This window comes from Massilia phyllostachyos, from assembly GCF_021044825.1.
Classification (GTDB): Bacteria; Pseudomonadota; Gammaproteobacteria; order Burkholderiales; family Burkholderiaceae_D; genus Telluria; species Telluria phyllostachyos.
Window position 1 is genome coordinate 402,993 of record NZ_JAJNOC010000003.1, and the last position, 18,790, is coordinate 421,782.

Genomic DNA, 18,790 nt, shown 5'->3' on the forward strand with positions numbered 1-18,790 from the left:
CGTCAGGACTGTTTGTACAATCCAAATAATCAAGGAGGAGACATGGACAGGTTCGATGCGATGCGCGCCTTCGTGCGGGTGGTGGAGGCGGGCAGTTTCACCAAGGCGGCCGAGACGCTGCACATGAGCCGTACCAGCGTCACCCAGCTGGTGCAGCAGCTCGAAGCCCACCTGCGCGTGAAGCTGCTGAACCGCACCACGCGCAAGGTCAACGTCACCGAGGACGGCGCGGTCTATTACGAGCGGGTGGCGCGCCTGCTGTCCGAACTGGAGGACGTCGAGATCGGGCTGCCCGGCGCCTCCGGCATCCCGCGCGGCCAGCTGCGGGTCGACGTGCCGAGCCCCTTCGCGAACATGGTGCTGGTGCCGGCGCTGCCGGCTTTCCACGCGGAGTACCCGGAAATCCAGTTCGAGATGGGCGCCAGCGACCGCAAGGTCGACCTGATCGGCGAGAACGTCGATTGCGTGGTGCGCGGGGGGGAAGTCACCGAGGGATGGCTGGTCGCGCGCAAGGTGGGCGAGCTGCGCCTGGGCGTCTACGCGGCGCCCGACTACCTCGCGCGCGCCGGCATGCCGGAGCATCCGGACCAACTGCTCGACTCGCACCACCGCATCGTGCGCTTCCGCTGGCTGGGCGGTAATGGCGGCTTCCCCTACGCCATGCGCCGGGGCGAAGAGAGGGCCAGGGTCGGCGGCCGCCACATCCTGTCGATCGACGATGGCAACGCCTATCTTACCGCCGGCCTGGCGGGCCTGGGCGTGCTGTGGCTGCCGGACTACATGGCGCGCGAGCACGTGGCGGCCGGGCGCCTGGTGCTCCTGTTCGAGGACTGGCGCATCGATCCGATGCCGCTGCACATCGCTTACGCGCAGAACCGCCACCCGAGCCGCAAGCTGCGCGTGTTCATCGACTGGGTGGTGGCGCTGATGGCGCAACACGCGCCCCTGCCCGACTAGCTCCGCATGCCGTCGAACAGCGCCGGCACCGCCTCGCGCTCGAGCGGTTTGCTGAACAGGAAGCCCTGGTATTCGTCGCAGCCCATCCCGCGCAGCACGGCGAGCTGGGTCTCGGTCTCCACGCCTTCGGCCACCACCTTGAGCTTCAGTCCACGCGCGAGGTTGACGATCGACAGCGCGATGGCGGCGCTGTCCTCGTCGCGTCCGAGGTCGCGCACGAAGGCGCGGTCGACTTTCAGGCGCGAGACCGGAAAGCGCTTCAGGTAGGCCAGGCTGGAGTAGCCGGTGCCGAAATCGTCGATCGCCAGATCGACCCCGAGCGCACGGATATCGTGCATCAGGACGTCGACTTCTTCCTCGCGGCTCATCAGGGCCGATTCGGTGATTTCCAGCTCGAGGCAGCCGCGCTCGATCCCGTACCGCGCCAGGCAGCGCCGCACCGTGTCGAGCAGCGACTTCTGGTACAGCTGGCGCGGCGCCAGGTTGACCGCCACCCTGACCTGGCGGCCGAGGCGCGCGTTCCATTCGGCCATCTGGCGGCAGGCTTCTTCCAGCGCCCAGGCGCCGATCGCGACGATCAGGCCGGTGCGCTCGGCGATCGGGATGAATTCGGCCGGCGATACCCCGCCCAGTTCCGGGCTGGTCCAGCGCAGCAGGGCCTCGAAGCCGACCACCCGCTGCTCGCTGACCGTGACCTTGGGCTGGTACACCAGGCGCAGTTCGCCGAGCTCGAGGGCGCGCCGCAGGTGCGCTTCGATGGTGAGGCGCCGGCCCAGCTCCGTGTGCGCATCGGTCGAGAAAAAGCGCACCGCCTGTTCGAGTTCGATACCGGCGCCGCTGGCGGCGCCCTGCGCATTGCGATGCAGTTCGTCGGCGCAGGCGCCGTCCTGCGGGAACAGGGCCAGGCCCAGGCGCGGTCCGAGGTAGAAGTCGCGCCCGTCGAGACGCAGCGGGCCCGACAGCAGGGCATGCAGTTCGGTGGCGAAGCGCTCCACCGCCGCCCGGCCGCCGGCGGCGTCGAGCACGAAGGCGAATTCCGCGCCGCGCACATGGGCGGGCACGACGGCATCGCCGCAGGACGCGCGCAACAGCTCGGCCACCTGGCGCAGGGCGCGGTTGCCGGCCTCGTGGCCGAGCAGGTCGACGATCTCGTGCAGGCGGTCGAGCACCAGGGTGGCGACCGCCAGCTCGCGCCCGGCCGCCGCCGCGATACGGGCCTGCAGGAGGCGCCAGAACTGGGTCTGGTTGGGCAGGCCCGTCACCGGGTCGAACTCGGCGAGCCAGGCCAGGCGCGCCTCGGCGCGTTCGCGCTCGGTGATGTCGGTCAGCACGTTGACCAGGTGGGCGGCGCCGTCCTCGCCGGCGAGGCGGCTGGTCAGCTGGATCACGGTGCGGGTTTCGCCGCTGCCGTCGCGCACCGAGCCGGCCGCATCCTGGCTGGACCCGCTGGCCAGCACCTGTGCGTAGCGGCGCTCGCGCTCGCCATCGCCGCCTTCGAACACCGCGTGCTCTTCCATGCCCTGCAGGGTGTCGCGCGGACGTCCCACCAGGCGCGCGAAGGCCTCGTTGGCGAGCACGATGCGGCGCGCGCCGTCGAGCACCCAGACCGGGGCGCCGATCGCGTTCACGAGCGCGGACAGGTAATCGAAGCGCTTGGCCAGCCGCGCCTCGCTGGCCGACACCATGTCCAGCAGGCGCGACTGGCGGCGCGCGTCGCGCGCCACGCGCCAGGCCAGCAGTGCCAGCACGGCCGACAGCAGCAGGTAGAAGCCGAGGGCGGTCCACAGGCGGCCGTACCAGCCGTCCAGGGCGATGTCGCGCGCCATGCCGGTGATGATGACCAGGTCCGCGCCCTCGACCACGTCATAGCCGTACAGGCCGGGGGCGCCGTCGATCGGGCTGGCCGCCTGGAAGGCGCCGCGGCTGGCGCGCGGCAGCTGCTCGCGGAACAGCAGAGTCTGGGTGAAGGAACGGCCGACGCCGGCTGGGTAGGCTGGCCCGCGCACCAGCATGGTGCCGTCGCGGTGCAGCAGGGTGACCGAGCCGCCGGGGCCGAGTTCGACCAGGTTATAGAGGCGCTCGAAGCGGCGCGAGTCCACCTGGGCCACCACGGTGCCCGCCAGGCGGCCGGCACGGTCGCGCACCGGGTGCGTGCAGTTCAGTACCGCGCGGCCGGTGACCCGGTCGATGTCGGACACGGTAATCCGGCGCGCCGGGTCGCCACTGGGCGGCGCCGGAAAGCCGGGCATGTCGATGCTGCCGGCGCCAGGCGTGACGGACCCGGCGAGGTGGCCGGCGGCGTCGAACAGCACCAGGCGCAGCAGGTAGGGGTGGGCCGCCTGGGCCTGCGCGTCCTCGAGGGTGGCTGCCTGCGTCCCTGTGGGGCGCGCCAGCAGCATGCGCGCCGCGGCTTGCGCCGCGCCCTCGATGCCCTGGGCCACGCCGGCCGTTTGCGCCGCGAACGCGACCGCCACGTTGCGCAGCGTCACCTGTTGTTCACGTAGCGCATCCTGGTAGCTGGCGTACAGCATCGCGGCGGTCACGAAGCCCAGCGCCGCGATCAGTCCCGCGGTCACGACCACGAGACGGGCCAGCGGATACGGCCGGACCGGCTTCAGTCGGGGAGGTGGAAGTGCTTGCATGCGCGCCGTGTCGGTGGGAGGGGGCCATGGCCTGATTCTACAGGTCGGCTCCGGAATCGCCGCGCAAAGAAAAACGGCCGGATGCGCCGGCCGTTCGTCGCAAGAGGGACTAACTCAGGCCGGCGTCTTTTCCAGCACCACGCGGTCCTTGCGCGAGCGCGCCACCAGGTACCAGATGATCGCCACCGGGATCAGCAGCGGCAGCATCAGCGGCGCGAGCGCCAGCAGCACCGCACCTGCCGCGAAGCCCAGCGCGCCGACCACGATCACGCCGACGCCGGTGAACACCACGGCCAGCAGCAGGCCCACGAACAGCATCACGATCGTGGCGATCAGCATGCCGCCGCCGGCGAACACCAGACCGACCAGCCACCCGAGCGGCCCGCCGATTTCCTCGCCATCGATGTTCACCGTCATGAAGTCGGTGGCGTCGGCGAAGACGTTCAGCAGCAGCAGGGCAAACAGGAACAGGATGATGATCTTGGCGGTCGTTTTCATGGCGGTCCTCTTGGGGTTAATGGTCAAGCGCTTGCGCGATGATTGAAGATTAAGCGCGCACGTCTGCACGCACCACGGGATTGCGACAGGCTGCATTTTTCGGCCGCCGAGCCGTGTCCGCGTACGATGAATGGTGGAAGTGAGTGGAAGAAACGTGAACGCTTTGGCATTGCTTTCGCGCCTGAGCCTCCTATACTGGCAGTCTGCTCTGTCACAGGGGGAGCCCATGCATCAGTTCATCGACACAATGGGGGACCACGCAGCCGGCAACGGTCCCAAAGGCCCACCATCGGCGCCGCCGGCGATCCCGCCGATCATCATCAACCCGTTTAATCGGGAGGCGCCCCTGCCCAGCGGCGACCCGACGCCGCGGCGGCCACCGCTGCGCCAGCCGCCCACCCCGGGCTGGCGCGTGCCGCGCATCGCCTGACGCACGTCGTCCAAAGTAAAGGCTGTGTTCGCATTAATTATGTATTCGCAGCCCCCTTCACTGAACTTGTCGTACCGCAGCACATAGCCACTGTGCTGGTGTACGCAAGGCTTGCGCGTCCAAGAGCCGGTGCCACCCGGAATAGTTCGCCAGGTAGCGGCTGGCCACGCCCTTGAAGCGCACCAGCCAGTTCTTGAAGCGGCTGTGCCAGCCGTTCACGTTCTGGATGTGGATCGCGCCGCGTGCGCGCCGGCCCGCCCGCACGTTGATGGATTCGTGCATGATTCCGGCGTCAAGGGCAAACCGGACATAGGCCGCAGCGCCATCGCTGATGAGCAGCCCGTCGCCCGGCAGCACCGGCCGCAGGCAGGTGCGCAGTTGCGCAGCGGTCACGGGACCACGTCCGGTATGGAAGTCCAGCGTCGTGCCGATGCGGTCACGCGCCACCAGCAGGCAATCATGCTCGCGGTTGATGCCGCGCCGCCGGGCCGCGCCACCACGCTTGCGCGGCGAGCGCGTCAAGGTGCGCGAACCCTTCTGTGATTCGAGGCGGTAGGTTTCGTCGGCCTCCACGATTCCCGTCAATGCTGCGGGCCGGTGCCGGGCGGCGCCCGGCGCGAATCGGTGGCGCCAGCGAAAACTCGTCGTGCGATGCACGCCGGTAACGAGCGCCGCCTCGCGCACGGTGCGTGATTCCGGCAAGCACTTGATATAAGGCAGCCAGCACTCGCGCTTGCGCAGCCGGGCCAGCGGCGTGCCGGTCAGCGCATTGAAGGAGCGGCGACAACCCAGGCAGCGATAACGCTGCAGGCCGCTGGCGAAGCCGGAGCGGTGCAAGCGCGCGCAAGCACAATGCGGACAGGGCCGGCCTGCCGCGGCCGCTTCGATGAGCGCCAGGCATTCGGCCGGGTCGCGGATGCTGTCGAGCCAGTCGCGCAGTCGGGCCAGATCAGCGCTGGACAATGGCGCAGCGGTCAGAAAAGCGAACAATTCGTCGAAGCGCAGGCCTTGCATCGTCACTCCAGATGAGTTAACTCGACGATGCGTAAGACTTCGACAACGCGATTTGGTTCACCCAGCGATCGCGAACACAGCCAAAGTAAATCGCGCTTCTTCCTGTGGTCGGTTTCCTCTATGATCTGTGCTTTGAAGCACAAGGAAACACGACCATGAACGACCATATCGACCACGACGACCACGAGGGCGAGGAAGAGGCGCTGGTGCAGGAACCGCGCCTGTGGCAAGGCAACGGCTGGACCGCGAAGGTGATCAAGAACGACGACGACGAAGGCTGGGCGGTCGCCATGTACAAGGAGGGCGAACGCGAGCCCGCGCTGGTTGGTCCCTGGACCATGGGCCGCGACAAGAAGAACCCGAAGCCGCTCGACGTCAACGCCTTCAACACCCTGATCAAGACCGCGTCCGAAGTCATCCGCCGCCACGAGCAGCACCTGCATGCCATCCTGCACAAGAACACGACCATCTCGACCGAGCAGGGCGAGCTGAAGGTCACGCTCGACATCGTGCCGGACGACGACGATCCCTATGCGATCCTGGCCGCCACCGACGAGATGGGCGAGCAGGTGGCCAAGGTGCGCGTGTCGGCCGGCTTCAAGCTGACCCCTGCCTCGGCACATGCCTGGGCCGAAAGCGGCTTCCGCGCGCCGCGCGCATAGCAGTTAAGCCACACCCTGTCATAAACCGCTTCGGCCGGCGGGAACGAACTGTTAATATTTCCCAGTTGCATTAATTACTCTTGGGGAAGCAATGGAACGTCTCGCCCGGCTGGAAGCTGTCCAGTCGATGCTGCTCGAAATCGGTGAACTCTCGACGAGCTGCAGCGACATCGTCGATTTCATCGGCGCGGTGCACCGCGCGCTCGGCCGCATCATGTATGCGGCCAACTTTTATGTGGCGCTGTCCGACCGCGAAGAGGGCACCGTGCGCTTCGTCTACTTCGTCGACGAGGCGGACGAGGGCCCCGACCCGGAACAGCCGATCCGCCTGGCCTCGCCCGACCAGTCGCCCACCGCCTGGGTGCTGCTGAACCGCCAGCACCTGACGCTCACCGCCGCCGACTTCCGGGCCAGGGCCGCCGACGGCATCCAGTGGGGCCACGGCAGCACCGCCGAACACTGGATGGGCGCGCCGCTGCTCGACCGCCACCAGCAGGCACTGGGCGCGATGGTCATCCAGAGCTATACCGAAGGCGTCACCTACAGCGCGGAAGACGAGGCGCTGTTCCTGCAGATCGCGAATCACGTCTCGAATGCGCTGCAGGGCCTGCAAAGCGTCGACCGGCTCGAGCGCGCCGTGCAGGAACGTACCGCGGCGCTGGCGCACGAAGTCGCCGAGCGCAGCCGCGCCGAGCAGGTGCAGCACGCGCTGTACCAGATCGCCAACCTCTCCGCCCAGGCGCTCGACACCGGGGCGCTGTCGGCCAGCCTGCACGAGATCATCGGCGAGCTGATGGTAGCAAAGAACTTCCTGATCGGCCTGTATCACCCGGACACCCGGGAAATCAGCATTCCCTATTTCGTCGACGAGAAGGACGCCGAGGCGCCGGTCACGCGCTTCCCCTTCGGGAAGGCGATGTGCTCCTATGTCCTGGCCAGCAAGCAGGCGCAGCTCCACGATGCGACGAGCTTCCGCCACCTGGTCGACAACGGCCTGGTCGAGGAGCCGCTGGGGAACCTCGACATCGCCAGCTGGATGGGCGCGCCGATGCTGGTGCACGAGCAGCCCTACGGCGTGCTGATCGTGCAGAGCTACGACCCCGCGACCCTGTACACCAAGGCCGACCTCGACCTGCTCGCCTTCATGGCCAGCCACGTCGCGGTGGCGATCGCACGCATGCAGGCCGACCGCAAGATCCGCAAGACCAAGGAGGCGCTGGAAGCCCAGAACGCGGCGCTGGAAGAAGCGCTGAGCCGGCTGCAGGTGGCGCAGTCGGAACTGGTGCGCCAGGAGAAGCTCGCCTCGCTCGGCGGCCTGGTGGCCGGCGTCGCGCACGAGATCAACACCCCGCTCGGCATCTGCGTCACCGCCACCAGCCACCTGGTGCAGGAACTGAAACTCACGCGCGAGGAACTGGCGGCGGGCGAGATGACCGAGGACAGCTTGAACAGCTTCCTCGACATCGTCGACCAGTCGCTGCGCATCATGACCACCAACACCCAGCGCGCGGCCAGCCTGGTGCGCAGCTTCAAGCAGGTGGCGGTCGACCAGTCCTCGGACGACATCCGCCACTTCAACCTGCGCTCCTACCTGAACGAGGTGCTGCTGTCGCTGCAGCCCAAGCTCAAGGGGCGGCCGGTGAAGGTCAACGTCGACTGCCCGCCGGACCTGGTGCTGGACAGCTTCCCGGGCGCGGTGTCGCAGGTCGTCACCAATATGGTGGTGAACTCGCTGGTGCACGGCTTCGAGCGCGAGCAGGCCGGGACCATCGCGATCACGGTGAAGGAGGCGGACGGGGAAGTGGTGTTCGACTACGCGGACGACGGCATCGGCATGGACCAGGAATCGCTGGACAAGCTGTTCGATCCCTTCTTTACCACCAAGCGCGGGAGCGGGGGGAGCGGGCTGGGGGCGCACATCCTGTTCAACCTGGTGACGGGGGCGCTGGGGGGGGCGGTGCGGGTGGAGAGTGAGCCTGGCAGAGGCTTGCGTTATCACCTGACGTTCCCGCGCTCGCGCAAGAAGTAAAACGAGGCGCCGCAGCGGCGCCTCATCATTTCTTCGTCAGCTTGTAAACGTCATCCCGGCGCAGGCCGGGATGACGGATCAGACGGTAACAATGGAAGGAGTGGAGCGAATGTGCTCCTTCAGTCCGGCCACGCCTCGTTGATCGCCAGCGCCTTGTCCATATTCTTGATGAGCAGATCCACATAGTGCGGATCCAGGTGGTGCCCCGCCACCTCGCGCAGATGTTCGGTCACCTTCGCGGCCGGCCAGGCGTCCTTGTAGCAGCGCTTGTGGCTCAGCGCGTCGAACACGTCGGCCACCGCGACGATGCGCGCGTACGGGTGGATCGCCTCGCCCTTCAAGCCCTGCGGATAGCCGGTGCCATCGTACTTCTCGTGGTGCTGGTGGGCGATCACGGCGGCGGCCTTCAGGATCGGGCGCTGGGAGCCGTCGAGGATCTGCAGCCCCACGGTCGGGTGCTGCTTCATGATTTCCCACTCGTCCTCGGTCAGCTTGCCGGGTTTGAGCAGCACCGCGTCCGGGGTGGCGATCTTGCCGACGTCGTGCATCGGCGCGGCGTGCATCAGGGTCGCGACTTCGTCTTCCGGCATGCCGGCCGCCTGGGCCAGCATGTAGCAGACCTGGGACATGCGGCGCACGTGGTTGCCGGCCTCGTAGGAGCGCGATTCGACCACGTCGCCCAAACGCAGGATCAGTTCCGCCTGGGTGTCCGTGATTTCCTGGTTCAGCAGGATGTTGTCGAAGGCGATCGCCACGCCCGAGCAGAACACCTCGAGCAGCTGGGCGTCGATCTCTGCGATCTCGTCCACGCCTTTCAGCACCAGCAGCGAAGCCTTGCCGCTGCTGTTCGGGAAGTAGCCGACATAGGTGTCGCCGTGCAGGCGCGAGATGCGGTTGTGGCGCGCGTCGTCCAGTTGCGCCACCAGTTCCGGACCGATCTCGCCGGCCAGGTCGCCGATCTGGGCCAGCACCTCGTACTGGCTCTCGCCGGTGATCACGCTGGCGCCCTTCAGGCGCAGCAGCATGCTCTGGTCGAGGCGCAGCAGCGCCACCACCTGCTGCAGCAGGCCGTTGGCGAAATCCTTCAGGTTACGCTGCTGGAAGATGTGGGTGGAGGCGGCGATCACGCGCTCCAGGCCTTCGCGGTAGGTCTGCTGGGCGCGACGCGCATCCTCGACCTTCATGATGTCGCGGTAGGCGCGCAGGGCGGCGAAGGTGGTGGTGAACAGCTTGGTGCGATCGAGCTCGGTCTTTTCCTTGTAGTCGTTGATGTCGTAGTCGACGATCACGCGCTCTTCCGGGGCCTGGCCCGGCTGGCCGGTGCGCAGCACGATGCGGGTGAACTGGTTGTCCAGGTCCTGGCGCATCCAGCGCGCGACTTCCAGGCCGCTGTCCTCGTTCTCCATCACCACGTCGAGGAACACCAGCGCGATGTCCTTTTCGCGCGCCAGCACTTCCTTGGCCTCGGCGCCGCTGTAGGCGTGCACGAAGGAGAGCGCACGGCCGTCGAGGCGGAAACGCGACAGGGTCAGCTTGGTGATGTCATGGATATCCGGTTCGTCATCGACGAGCAGCACTTTCCATGGCGCCAGCTTGGGCGCGGCGGAGGACAGGAAGGACATACGGGTTCCGTTACCTTGGTTGATCTCACTTCAGCGGCAGGTATCCAGAAAAAAGTAGCCGCAAGTCAAGTCGATTGTAGTACGGCTATTGAGGCTTAACAACAAGCAACATGAAAAGTGTTGGTTAACGATGTCATGCAGCCGCAGGCTGTGAAATCTGCATACGGCCCTGGTGCAGCGATGCACTCAGTTGTAGCGTTTCTGGCAGCGTTCGCACCAGAAACTGCGCCGGTTGCTGCGGCCGAGGTTGGCCTTGTGGAAGGGGATGTCGCAGCGCGGGCAGATGCGTTTTGCATGGGCCAGCCAGTGCTGCTTGAGGACGTACTGGCGCTTCCATTCCAGGAAGTCGAAGCTGTACTGGCGCGCCTCATCCACCAGCGCGCGCAGCTTGGGCGCACTGAGGGCGCCGACCGTGGACAGCGGGTGCACGCGGATGCGGAACAGCACTTCGTTCTTGATGATGTTGCCGACGCCGGAAAAGATGTCCTGGTCGAGCAGGGCGTCGCAGGCCAGCATGTCGGGCTGGGCGCGCAGCTTTTTGCGCGCCTTTTTCGGGTCCCAGGCATCCGACATGACGTCGGCGCTGAAGTCATAGGCTTCGTAGGTGGCGCGGTCGATTTCCTTGATGGCGCAGGCGTACAGGTTGAGTTCGTCACCCTTGGCGGTCTCGATCGACAGGCGCGGGGTCTTGTCCGGGCGCCGTTCGTTGATCCGGTAAGTCCCGAACAGCAGGAAGTGCACGCGCAGCACCAGGTCCGGCATCTCGATCAGCAGGTGCTTGCCCCAGGTGTGGATGGCCAGGATGCGCTGCCCTGGCAGGCGCGCCGGGTCGATGGCGCGCACATTGCCGTCGGCGCGCACGATGTCCTGGCCGCTGAATTCGGTCAGCAGTTCCTTGAGGATATAGAGAGAGGGTCCTTCGGGCATGGGTATCTCCTGCCGCCATTGTCTGCCGAGCCCGCCGATACGCCGGTGCGGGGCCTAACACAGGCGTACCGACCCTGACTAAAGTGATAGTAGACAGCTGTCACAAAAGGCGTATATTTCACAAAGGTAAATTTTTATAAAGGGAGAGACATGAAATCCATGGTGGGTAAAGCGGCCATTGCAGCCGTCCTCGCATTCGCAGCGAATGCCGCATCGGCTGAAGTACTGGTCAATTACATCAATCCGGAGAAGTTTGCCGACCTGCCGCAGGATGACCACCAGCGCAAGAAAACCCTGGAAGACATTGCCGCCTATTTCGTGAAACTGGGCGAAGACATGCCGAAGGACCGGGTCCTGAAACTGGATATCTACAATATCGACCTGTCCGGACAGGAAGTGCGCGGCAGCCGCGCGGGCGGGGACATCCGTTCCCGCGACGGCAAGAATGACTGGCCCCTGATCGAGCTGCAGTACAGCCTCAGCGCCAACGGCCAGGTGCTCGACAGCGGCGACGCCAAGATCAGCGACGTCGCCTATCTGCAGCGCATCATGAAACGCGCCTACGAGATGGACGAGCTGCGTTTCGAGAAGCGCATGATCCAGGAGTGGTTCAAGAAGACCATCCTCAAGAAGTAATCGTTCCGTCGCCACGCCGGAACGGGAAACGACGGCGCCGCGTGGCGCCGTCGTCGTTTTTCGCGGCTAACATCTGGATACAAAACTTCGACAAAACGGGGCTGGAAACGCGGCAGAGAGGGCGTATATTCAAAGCATGAGACCATCTGGAACAACGAAAGGGAATGCGATGAACTCCTTGATCGGCAAAGCGGCCTTCGCGGCCGTGCTCGCGCTGGGTGCCGCCGGCGCCGCCTCTGCGGGCGTGACCGTCAATTACGTGCAGTCCGACAAGTTTACGGACCTGCCGTTTACCTCTTGGGAGCGCGACGACGTGCTGCGCACCCTGTCCGAGCATTTCGCCAAGCTGGGCAAGGACTTGCCTGCCGGTCAGGAACTGACCGTGAACGTCACCGATATCGACCTGGCCGGCCGCGAATACCCGAACCGCCGCGGCGGCGAGCTGCGCGTCCTGCAGGGCAGCGCCGACTGGCCGCGCATCGAGCTGAACTACACCCTGAGCGCCAACGGCCAGGTGGTCGACAGCGGCAAGGTGCGCCTGGCCGACATGAGTTATCTGCAGCGTCCGGTGCGCGGTTTCGATACCGACGCGCTGCGCTACGAGAAGCGCATGCTCGACGAGTGGTTCAACAAGACCATCCTGCAGAAAAAGGCCAGCTGATCCGGCTGTCGCAGTGAAAATGGCGCCTCGCGAGGCGCCATTTTTTTGGGTGCCGCCGGGCTGGAACCTTACGGCGCCTTCTTCTCGATCCGGCTCGCGGCTGCGGCGAGCGGGTCGCGCACCGTGTAGTCGGACGGCACGGTGAACAGCGCGGCGGCCGGTTCCTCGCGCTTCAGCTCTTCCAGGCGCAGCACGTTGTCGCCGGCGCGCGGGTCGCTGCGCTTCTGGTAGACCACGACCTGCAGCTCGGGCGAGGTCCAGGTCTCGGTGCTGACCACGATCGGGTGGCGGTTGCCGATCTCGCCGGCCGGGATCTCGTAGCTGCGTTCGCTGCCATTCGCCTTCACGCCGTTGAATTCGCGGGTGCCCAGGTCCTTGGTTTCCCACTTGCGCTTGTCGAGGGAGCTCTCGAGCGCCGGTCCGAGCTGGGTGGCGAGCAGGGGGCCGAGGCCGGGCTGGGCGATGCGGATGCTGATGTCCCTGGACTCGCCGTCGGCGCCGCCGCTGCGCTCGATCCGCTTGACGATCACGCGTTCGCCATCGGCCAGCTTGCCGTCCCGGCGCAGCGTCTCGACATGAACGCGCGCCCCTTCGGCGGCGACCCGTGCCTGGGCCCCGGCCGCCCGCGCCGCGCCGGCGGCCACGCGCGCTTCGCCGGACGCCTCGCGCGCCTGCAGGCGGGCCGCGATCGCGGCCGCGTTCGGCGCCGCAATCCTGGTGGCGCGCTTGTCGCGCGGACGCAGGATGTAGCGCACGCCCGCGACCGGGTCGTTGATGATCACGCTCACTACCTCATTCTTGGCATTGCGGGTTTCGGTCCGGGTGCGGCCGGCGCTGTCGCGGTAGCTCATCGAGGTGGTCTTGTTGACGATCTGGTTGCCGTCGCCGAGCGTCTGGGTACGCTCGGACACCATCTCGGCGCTGTAGGGCGCATTCTTGACCAGCTTGCCCGAGCCCAGGTGCAGGAAGGCGGCGTTGCCGTCGAGGCTGATGATGTGTTCGGGCTGCAGCCCGTCGGTGCTGCGCGTCACGATACGCTGCACCTGTTCGCCGATCTCCAGCTCCTCGGCCAGGGCCGGCGCGAAGGCGCAGGCCAGCAGTACTGCAATCAGGATCTTCTTGCTTGTCATGGTTTCCTCTCGTGGGTGGGCGTTACAGGGTGTCAGTTGATCGAGCTGAGCCGCACGGCCAGCGGCTGGCCGTCGGCGGCGACCAGCATCTCGGCGCGCACGGTGTCGGCCGCGTTATCGGGGCTGAGCGGCAGGCCCAGCGGGGCCAGCGCCGTGCGCGGCACCTCGGCCTCGACCAGGCGCGCGTCCGGCTCGGCCTCGATGCGTTCGAGCGAGTCGAGGGCGACGAAGGCGCCGCCGCCCTCGATGCCGCCGATGCCGATGACTGGGGGGCCGCTGACCTCGATGGCCTGGTGCGGCGACAGCGCCAGCAGCACGGCCACCACCGTCAGCGAGCACAGCGCGCCGGCGGCGCCCCATTGCGGCAGGCTGAGAAAACCGTGCCAGGGCCGCTTCGGCGGGAACTGGCGCCCGAAGGCCTGCATCAGCTCCTTTTCGACGCAGCGCGGGGTATCGAGGCCGGCCAGTTCATCGCGCAGCGCAGCGAAGCAGGGCGCGAGCGGGTCGGGAATATTGTCCTTGGTGTCCATATCGTTTCCTTCAATGCGTGAGGCATGGCGGCCGCGCCGCGGGGGCGTGCGCCTGGAGGCGCCTGGCCAGGGCAGCGCGGCCGCGCGACAGGCGCGAGCGCACGGTGCCGATGTCGACCTGGCAGATCGCGGCGATCTCCAGGTAGGACAGCTCATGCAGTTCGAACAGGATGACCACGTCGCGGTAGTGCGGCGCCAGCTGGGCCAGCGCGCGCCGCACCTCCTCGGCGGTCTCGTTGCCGAGCAGGCGCGCCAGCGGCTCGGCGCCTTCGCAGGGCAGGTCGCGTTCCACACCTTCGCCGTCGTCCTCGCCCGGATCGGGCAAGGCCACGTGGCGTCCGCGGCCTTCTTCGACCTTCAGGATCAGCTTGCGGGCCACGCCGAACAGGAAGTGCTGCAACTGCCCGCGCAGCGGGTCGAAGTGCAGGCGCCCGGTGAGCAGGCCCATGAAGGCTTCCTGCACCACGTCGGCGGCCGTGTCGCTCGAGCCGCAGCGCATCAGGGCGTAGCGGAAGAGCGGGCCCTGGTGGCGCCGGTACAGCGCCGTGAAGGCATCGGCGCGGCCGGCATGCATCCGCTGCAGCAGTTCGGTGTCGAGGGGTTCGGTGGTGGTCATGGTCGTCATCTTTACCTGTATTCCGGCGAGACGAGCGAAAAGTTCCAGGAATGTTGAAGGACACCACCGGTGGGGGAAGTGACGGTCCACCCGTATCGCGCGCAGCGGAAGCTTTCTATACTTTTTTCTTTATAGAAATGAGTGAGTGAGATCATGACCTATCTGTGCAAGACCATCGCCGCCCTGTTGCTTTCCCTTGGCGCCACTGCCTGGGCCGGGACGGCGGATGCCCATTTCCTCCTGAGCCCGGCCCTGGTGCAGAAAACCAAGGCCGCCTATGCCACACTGGAACAGGCCGGCCTGGCGGAGCAGAGCGAGGAAGAGGAGGCGGAAGACGCCCGCTACCGCAAGAACGGCGAACTGCCGGTGGAACGGTTCATCCAGTCGGTCGAAAAACGTCCTGGCGCCAAAAGTATCGTTGCCAGGCACGGCCTGTCGACCAAGGAATTCGGCCTGGCGACCTATGCCTTGATCGACGCCTCGCTCTACCTGGCGATCGAGAAGATGTCGAGCCAGGTCGAGGCCGCCAAGACCCTGAGCAAGATGACCCGCGAGCAGCAGGCGAACATCGTGCTGGTGCGCAAGCTCGGCCCGGCGGCAGCGATGCGCTGACCGGCTCCCTCTGACAATCGATGAATGGAAACTATCAGCTATGAAATATCTTCAATGGATACTGTTGGCCCTGTGCGGATTTTTCGCCCAGCAGGAGGCCGAGGCGCAATCGCTGGAGCAGCTGCGCAGCCTGGGGAACCTGGCAAGCGGGATGGGTGGCGTGAAAGTGCCGGGCCTGGGTAGGGTGGGACGCTCGACCGCGAACAGCGCCAGCGACCCGATCTTCGGCAAGGCGCGCATCGAGGCGCGCGGCTACCTGGAAGAGGCGCCGGAATATTGGCCGTGGAAAGTGACGGACGGGTATATTGCGCGCGACAAGACCGGCTGCCCCTTCTTTTACGCGAACGGCGAGTCGCGCTTTGTGTACAGCATGGACCGCTTCGAAGAGAAGGTCGATGGCAGGTGGGTGGAGCTGGACAAGAAGAAGCTCGCGGCTGAGGTGCCGCGGCATTGCACGGGCGGTGGCGGCTGAGGTACGGGGCGCTGGGCAGATCAAGCACTGCGGCGGGTGCGGCCTCAGTCGATCCAGTTGACGCGGTCGAACTTGTTCTGGAAATCTTCCGGCATCGCCACGACCTGGCTCGACTTGTAGTTGAAGAACACGAAGCCGGACTTGGCCATCGCGATCAGCTTGCGGTCGCGCGGGCGGGTGATGCGGAAGATGATGTCGCCGCCGTACTTGTTGAAATCCATGACGCCGACTTCGAACAGCAGCTGGTCGCGCGCATGCGCTTCGGCTTTATAGGTGGTGGCCAGGTCGGTCACGATGATGCCGGTGCCGTCGCGCTCGGTCTCGGCGACGCCGAACTCGAACAGGAACCGCGCCCGCGCCTCGGAGATCATCGAGATCATCGAGTCGTTGCCGAGGTGATTCGCGGCATTGATGTCGGTGACCCGCACCGACATCGGGGTGGAGTAATAGAACTGGTCTTCGGGGAAGGAGAGCTGTAAGCGTGCCATCCCGCCATTCTAAACGCTATGGCGCGGCGCGCACGATTTTATGGACGCTGCCGCGCGAGCTCAGCAGATACAGCTCTCCCTGGCCGTCCCGCCCGAAGGAAACGACGTTGCCGATGGCGCCGATGTCCCAGTCGCGCTGCTCGGTGATGTTGCCGCCGCTGGCGAGGAAGCTCTTCAGGTAGCCGCGGCAGTAATCCGAATAGAAGTACCTGCCGGCCAGGCCGGGGATCGCGCTGCCGCGGTAGACGAAGCCGCCCGTGATCGAGCAGCCGTTGGCGTCGTTCGCGCCGTGGTCGTATTCGAAGACGGGCAGCGTAAGGCCAGTGCGGTCGCAGGTCGCCGCGTTGTAGCACAGCGTGCCCTCCATCGTGTTCCAGCCATAGTTCAGGCCTGCCGCGTCGGCACCCTGCACGTTGACCTCTTCGCGCCGGTCCTGGCCGACGTCGCTGAGGTAGAGCTGGCTGCCGTCGAAGCTGAAGCGCCACGGGTTGCGCAGGCCCGACGCCCAGATCTCGGCGCGCCGTCCGGGCTGGTTCGCATACGGGTTGCCGGCCGGGATGGCGTAGGGTTGGCCGGGGGCGGCGCCGCGCACGTCGATGCGCAGGAGTTTGCCCAGCAGCGCGTTCAGGTTCTGGCCGTTGCCGGACGGGTCGCCGGCGCCGCCCCCATCACCCGTGCCCAGGTAGAGGTAGCCGTCCGGGCCGAAGGTGACCTGCCCGCCGAAGTGGTTGGTGAAGTTCGGGTGGGCGACGCGCAGGATCACCAGGCCGGACGTCGGGTCGGCCAGGTTCGGGTTGCTGCCGGCAGTGAAGCGCTCGATGACGATGTTCTGCTGCTGGTCGGTGTAGTAGAGGTAGAAGTAGCCGTTGCTGGCGAACTGCGGGTCGAAGGCCATCGACAGCAGGCCGCCTTCGCCGCCGGTGAACACGCGCGCGCCGATGTCGAGGAAGGGAATGGCCAGGGTGCTGCCGTTCTCGACGATGCGCACGCGCCCGGGGCGCTCGAGCACGAACAGGCGCGTGTCGCCCGTGGGCGCGGTGAGCCAGGTTGGGTTGTCGAGGTTGGCCACGACTTCGCTCAGCGCGATGTTCACGTCCACGCTGCCGTAGCTGACGCTGGCGCTGACGGTGCCGCCCGCAGTGACGACCGCGCTCTGGGTGGCGGGCGAGGGCGAGTAGACGACCCGGCCGACGGTCACTGGCGCGGCGGCGACGCTATAGGTGCCGGCGGCCAGGTTCGCCAGGGTTTGCGAGCCGGTCAGGTCTTGCTGGTAGTTGTTGGGGCCGGTGACGCGGATCGAGGGCGTGGCGCCGGCAGGCAGGCCGCTGGCGACGACGGCCAGGTTGCCGGTGGTGGCTGCCGGCGGCGTGGGCGCCGGGCCGGGTGTGCCGGGGCTGCCGCCACCGCCGCCGCAGGCGGACAGCAGGGCAAGGAGCGCCAGCATCGGCACGACGATCAAGACATTGCGCATACGTTCGGACAGCATCCCGGCCTCCATCGCGTTCAACTTGTCAGGCTATTCTGCCAGCGAAGTCGTGCGCATGCACGCACGGCTCAGCGGGTCAGGCGATAGATCAGCAAGGCTGCGCGAATGGCGGAACTTTCCAGGGATTTGAGGTCCACGCGCTCGTCCGGTCCGTGGGCGCCGCTGCCGCCCGCGCCCAGGCCGTCCAGGCTGTCGATCAGCGGCGCGACGAACTGGATGTCGCCGGCGCCGCGCGATTCCGGCGGGACCATGCCCACCATACCCAGCCCGGCATCCACGCTGGCTTGCGAATACCGGGCAAGCAGCGCGAGATTCCCGGGCGTGACCGCCATCGGTGGATAGGAATCGCGGAAAGTGATCTTCGCGTCGGTCCCCGGCAGGTGCTGCTCGACGATCGCGCGCATGCGCGCCTGGGCGCGGTCGCGCTGGGCATAGTCGAGGTAGCGCAGGTCGGCGCGCACAGTGACACGGTTGGCGATGACGTTGGTCTTGCCGGCGGCCGTGCCGCTGGCATTGGCCTCGTCGAAGGCGACCTCGGTGCCGCCCAGGATCACGCCCGGGTTGAAGGTCAGGCCCGGTTCCACCACCTCGCGCCGGAAGCCGTCGAGGATGCGCGCGGCCTCGTAAATGGCGCCATAGCCGTTGACGCCGAAAACCGACATCGAATGGCCCTGGCGGCCGGTGATGTCCAGGTCGAAGCCGGCGGTGGCGCGGCGGCCGACGGTGGCCATCGGCTGGCCATCCTTGCCGAGCGCGGCTTCGAAGCTGAGGGCGACGTCGCTGCGCTTGGCCAGTTCGACCATGTCGCGCCGCGAGACTTCGCGCGGGTAGCCGGCGTCTTCCTCGTCGCCGGTGAACAGGATCGAGATCGTGGTGTCCTCGAGTAGCCCGGCCCGCTGCAGGGCGCGCAGGGCCGCGATCACGATCACGTTGCCGCCCTTCATGTCGCTGACGCCCTGGCCGCGCGCGCTGTCGCCCTCGCGCTGCCACAGCGGGCCGGGGGCGCTGCGCTCGAACACGGTGTCGAGGTGGCCGAGCAGCAGCAGGCGCTTGCCCTTCTTGCCCGTGCGCGTCGCGACCAGGTGGCCGGCGCGCCCCATCTCCTTCGGCATGTCGATCCAGGCGGTCTTGAAGCCGAGCTTGTCGAGTTCCGCGCGGAACACGTCGCCGGTGGCGCGCACGCCGGCCAGGTTCAGGGTGCCGCTGTTGATGCGGGCGCTGCGCTCGAGCAGCTCGATCGCCTGCGGCTGCCAGGCCTGGACGCCCGCCGTGATGCGCTGCTCGGTGGGCGACAGATTCTGCGCCTGTGCAGCGGCGCACAAGACAGTACTCAGGAGCAGAGGGAGGGCAAGCTTGCGCAGCATGTCGGCATCCTTGG

The 18,790-nt window shown here is 66.8% G+C and carries 19 protein-coding genes; 8 read left to right on the top strand and 11 right to left on the bottom strand.

The window, feature by feature from the left end:
• The first annotated feature begins 42 nt into the window (after window positions 1-42).
• Window positions 43-957, top strand: coding sequence for a LysR family transcriptional regulator (locus LQ564_RS12750; RefSeq protein ID WP_231058467.1), 915 nt, complete (start codon window positions 43-45; stop codon window positions 955-957).
• Here LQ564_RS12750 and LQ564_RS12755 read toward each other — a convergent pair.
• Together LQ564_RS12755 and LQ564_RS12760 are read right to left on the bottom strand one after the other, a co-directional pair.
• Window positions 954-3,599 carry a bifunctional diguanylate cyclase/phosphodiesterase gene (locus LQ564_RS12755; RefSeq protein ID WP_231058468.1) on the bottom strand — a complete coding sequence of 882 codons (2,646 nt, stop codon included), beginning with the start codon at window positions 3,597-3,599 and terminating at the stop codon, window positions 954-956. The genes LQ564_RS12750 and LQ564_RS12755 overlap by 4 nt on opposite strands.
• 114 nt (window positions 3,600-3,713) lie before the next feature.
• Window positions 3,714-4,097, bottom strand: a complete 384-nt coding sequence (locus LQ564_RS12760; RefSeq protein ID WP_231058469.1) for a hypothetical protein — start codon at window positions 4,095-4,097, stop codon at window positions 3,714-3,716.
• A 247-nt stretch (window positions 4,098-4,344) separates the two neighbouring features.
• Between LQ564_RS12760 and LQ564_RS12765 the strand changes: the two genes are divergently transcribed.
• The gene (locus tag LQ564_RS12765) at window positions 4,345-4,527 is read left to right on the top strand and encodes a hypothetical protein (RefSeq protein WP_231058470.1); all 183 of its coding nucleotides are present in this window, start codon (window positions 4,345-4,347) and stop codon (window positions 4,525-4,527) included.
• Window positions 4,528-4,584: 57 nt separating this feature from the next.
• Here the strand turns inward: LQ564_RS12765 and LQ564_RS12770 are convergent, their stop codons facing one another.
• The gene (locus tag LQ564_RS12770; protein ID WP_231058471.1) at window positions 4,585-5,541 is read right to left on the bottom strand and encodes an IS1595 family transposase; all 957 of its coding nucleotides are present in this window, start codon (window positions 5,539-5,541) and stop codon (window positions 4,585-4,587) included.
• A gap of 155 nt (window positions 5,542-5,696) precedes the next feature.
• Between LQ564_RS12770 and LQ564_RS12775 the strand changes: the two genes are divergently transcribed.
• Together LQ564_RS12775 and LQ564_RS12780 are read left to right on the top strand one after the other, a co-directional pair.
• Window positions 5,697-6,203 carry a hypothetical protein gene (locus LQ564_RS12775; protein ID WP_231058472.1) on the top strand — a complete coding sequence of 169 codons (507 nt, stop codon included), beginning with the start codon at window positions 5,697-5,699 and terminating at the stop codon, window positions 6,201-6,203.
• 91 nt (window positions 6,204-6,294) lie between these two features.
• Window positions 6,295-8,232 (top strand): GAF domain-containing sensor histidine kinase, encoded by a 1,938-nt coding sequence (locus tag LQ564_RS12780; RefSeq protein ID WP_231058473.1) that lies wholly within the window; start codon window positions 6,295-6,297, stop codon window positions 8,230-8,232.
• A gap of 119 nt (window positions 8,233-8,351) precedes the next feature.
• Here the strand turns inward: LQ564_RS12780 and LQ564_RS12785 are convergent, their stop codons facing one another.
• Both LQ564_RS12785 and LQ564_RS12790 read right to left on the bottom strand, forming a co-directional pair.
• The gene (locus tag LQ564_RS12785; protein ID WP_231058474.1) at window positions 8,352-9,854 is read right to left on the bottom strand and encodes an HD domain-containing phosphohydrolase; all 1,503 of its coding nucleotides are present in this window, start codon (window positions 9,852-9,854) and stop codon (window positions 8,352-8,354) included.
• A 186-nt stretch (window positions 9,855-10,040) separates the two neighbouring features.
• Window positions 10,041-10,781 carry a DNA-formamidopyrimidine glycosylase family protein gene (locus tag LQ564_RS12790; protein WP_231058475.1) on the bottom strand — a complete coding sequence of 247 codons (741 nt, stop codon included), beginning with the start codon at window positions 10,779-10,781 and terminating at the stop codon, window positions 10,041-10,043.
• A 150-nt stretch (window positions 10,782-10,931) separates the two neighbouring features.
• Between LQ564_RS12790 and LQ564_RS12795 the strand changes: the two genes are divergently transcribed.
• A complete protein-coding gene (locus LQ564_RS12795) occupies window positions 10,932-11,417 on the top strand; it encodes a DUF3016 domain-containing protein (RefSeq protein ID WP_231058476.1) in 486 nt (161 codons plus the stop codon).
• Between the two features lie 169 nt (window positions 11,418-11,586).
• Window positions 11,587-12,078 carry a DUF3016 domain-containing protein gene (locus LQ564_RS12800; RefSeq protein ID WP_231058477.1) on the top strand — a complete coding sequence of 164 codons (492 nt, stop codon included), beginning with the start codon at window positions 11,587-11,589 and terminating at the stop codon, window positions 12,076-12,078.
• A gap of 68 nt (window positions 12,079-12,146) precedes the next feature.
• Here LQ564_RS12800 and LQ564_RS12805 read toward each other — a convergent pair whose 3' ends face one another.
• Genes LQ564_RS12805 through LQ564_RS12815 form a run of 3 tightly spaced genes read right to left on the bottom strand, consistent with a single transcriptional unit; the run spans window position 12,147 to window position 14,363 of the window.
• A complete protein-coding gene (locus LQ564_RS12805; protein WP_231058478.1) occupies window positions 12,147-13,208 on the bottom strand; it encodes a hypothetical protein in 1,062 nt (353 codons plus the stop codon).
• A gap of 32 nt (window positions 13,209-13,240) precedes the next feature.
• Window positions 13,241-13,738 (bottom strand): hypothetical protein, encoded by a 498-nt coding sequence (locus tag LQ564_RS12810; RefSeq protein ID WP_231058479.1) that lies wholly within the window; start codon window positions 13,736-13,738, stop codon window positions 13,241-13,243.
• 10 nt (window positions 13,739-13,748) lie between these two features.
• A complete protein-coding gene (locus tag LQ564_RS12815; RefSeq protein WP_231058480.1) occupies window positions 13,749-14,363 on the bottom strand; it encodes an RNA polymerase sigma factor in 615 nt (204 codons plus the stop codon).
• Window positions 14,364-14,507: 144 nt separating this feature from the next.
• On the opposite strand from LQ564_RS12815, the gene LQ564_RS12820 reads away from it, so the two are divergent.
• Complete coding sequence (locus tag LQ564_RS12820) at window positions 14,508-14,966, top strand: hypothetical protein (protein ID WP_231058481.1); 459 nt, start codon at window positions 14,508-14,510, stop codon at window positions 14,964-14,966.
• A gap of 40 nt (window positions 14,967-15,006) precedes the next feature.
• Window positions 15,007-15,438, top strand: a complete 432-nt coding sequence (locus LQ564_RS12825) for a hypothetical protein (protein ID WP_231058482.1) — start codon at window positions 15,007-15,009, stop codon at window positions 15,436-15,438.
• Window positions 15,439-15,482: 44 nt separating this feature from the next.
• Here the strand turns inward: LQ564_RS12825 and LQ564_RS12830 are convergent, their stop codons facing one another.
• The 3 genes from LQ564_RS12830 to LQ564_RS12840 all read right to left on the bottom strand — a co-directional run bounded on the left by LQ564_RS12830 (window position 15,483) and on the right by LQ564_RS12840 (window position 18,776).
• Window positions 15,483-15,926: a thioesterase family protein gene (locus LQ564_RS12830; protein WP_231058483.1), complete on the bottom strand. Its 444-nt coding sequence runs from the start codon at window positions 15,924-15,926 to the stop codon at window positions 15,483-15,485.
• 16 nt (window positions 15,927-15,942) lie between these two features.
• Entirely contained in the window at window positions 15,943-17,412 is a 1,470-nt protein-coding gene (locus LQ564_RS12835) for a PQQ-dependent sugar dehydrogenase (RefSeq protein ID WP_231058484.1), read from the bottom strand.
• 68 nt (window positions 17,413-17,480) lie between these two features.
• Window positions 17,481-18,776 (bottom strand): M20/M25/M40 family metallo-hydrolase, encoded by a 1,296-nt coding sequence (locus tag LQ564_RS12840; protein ID WP_231058485.1) that lies wholly within the window; start codon window positions 18,774-18,776, stop codon window positions 17,481-17,483.
• Window positions 18,777-18,790: the final 14 nt, after the last annotated feature.

What these genes read in the sequence shown, in the direction of transcription:
- LQ564_RS12750 (WP_231058467.1), top strand. Translation starts at nt 43, where the DNA reads ATGGACAGGTTCGATGCGATGCGCGCCTTCGTGCGGGTGGTGGAGGCG.
- LQ564_RS12755 (WP_231058468.1), bottom strand. Translation starts at nt 3,599, where the DNA reads ATGCAAGCACTTCCACCTCCCCGACTGAAGCCGGTCCGGCCGTATCCG.
- LQ564_RS12760 (WP_231058469.1), bottom strand. Translation starts at nt 4,097, where the DNA reads ATGAAAACGACCGCCAAGATCATCATCCTGTTCCTGTTTGCCCTGCTG.
- LQ564_RS12765 (WP_231058470.1), top strand. Translation starts at nt 4,345, where the DNA reads ATGGGGGACCACGCAGCCGGCAACGGTCCCAAAGGCCCACCATCGGCG.
- LQ564_RS12770 (WP_231058471.1), bottom strand. Translation starts at nt 5,541, where the DNA reads ATGCAAGGCCTGCGCTTCGACGAATTGTTCGCTTTTCTGACCGCTGCG.
- LQ564_RS12775 (WP_231058472.1), top strand. Translation starts at nt 5,697, where the DNA reads ATGAACGACCATATCGACCACGACGACCACGAGGGCGAGGAAGAGGCG.
- LQ564_RS12780 (WP_231058473.1), top strand. Translation starts at nt 6,295, where the DNA reads ATGGAACGTCTCGCCCGGCTGGAAGCTGTCCAGTCGATGCTGCTCGAA.
- LQ564_RS12785 (WP_231058474.1), bottom strand. Translation starts at nt 9,854, where the DNA reads ATGTCCTTCCTGTCCTCCGCCGCGCCCAAGCTGGCGCCATGGAAAGTG.
- LQ564_RS12790 (WP_231058475.1), bottom strand. Translation starts at nt 10,781, where the DNA reads ATGCCCGAAGGACCCTCTCTCTATATCCTCAAGGAACTGCTGACCGAA.
- LQ564_RS12795 (WP_231058476.1), top strand. Translation starts at nt 10,932, where the DNA reads ATGAAATCCATGGTGGGTAAAGCGGCCATTGCAGCCGTCCTCGCATTC.
- LQ564_RS12800 (WP_231058477.1), top strand. Translation starts at nt 11,587, where the DNA reads ATGAACTCCTTGATCGGCAAAGCGGCCTTCGCGGCCGTGCTCGCGCTG.
- LQ564_RS12805 (WP_231058478.1), bottom strand. Translation starts at nt 13,208, where the DNA reads ATGACAAGCAAGAAGATCCTGATTGCAGTACTGCTGGCCTGCGCCTTC.
- LQ564_RS12810 (WP_231058479.1), bottom strand. Translation starts at nt 13,738, where the DNA reads ATGGACACCAAGGACAATATTCCCGACCCGCTCGCGCCCTGCTTCGCT.
- LQ564_RS12815 (WP_231058480.1), bottom strand. Translation starts at nt 14,363, where the DNA reads ATGACGACCATGACCACCACCGAACCCCTCGACACCGAACTGCTGCAG.
- LQ564_RS12820 (WP_231058481.1), top strand. Translation starts at nt 14,508, where the DNA reads ATGACCTATCTGTGCAAGACCATCGCCGCCCTGTTGCTTTCCCTTGGC.
- LQ564_RS12825 (WP_231058482.1), top strand. Translation starts at nt 15,007, where the DNA reads ATGAAATATCTTCAATGGATACTGTTGGCCCTGTGCGGATTTTTCGCC.
- LQ564_RS12830 (WP_231058483.1), bottom strand. Translation starts at nt 15,926, where the DNA reads ATGGCACGCTTACAGCTCTCCTTCCCCGAAGACCAGTTCTATTACTCC.
- LQ564_RS12835 (WP_231058484.1), bottom strand. Translation starts at nt 17,412, where the DNA reads ATGCTGTCCGAACGTATGCGCAATGTCTTGATCGTCGTGCCGATGCTG.
- LQ564_RS12840 (WP_231058485.1), bottom strand. Translation starts at nt 18,776, where the DNA reads ATGCTGCGCAAGCTTGCCCTCCCTCTGCTCCTGAGTACTGTCTTGTGC.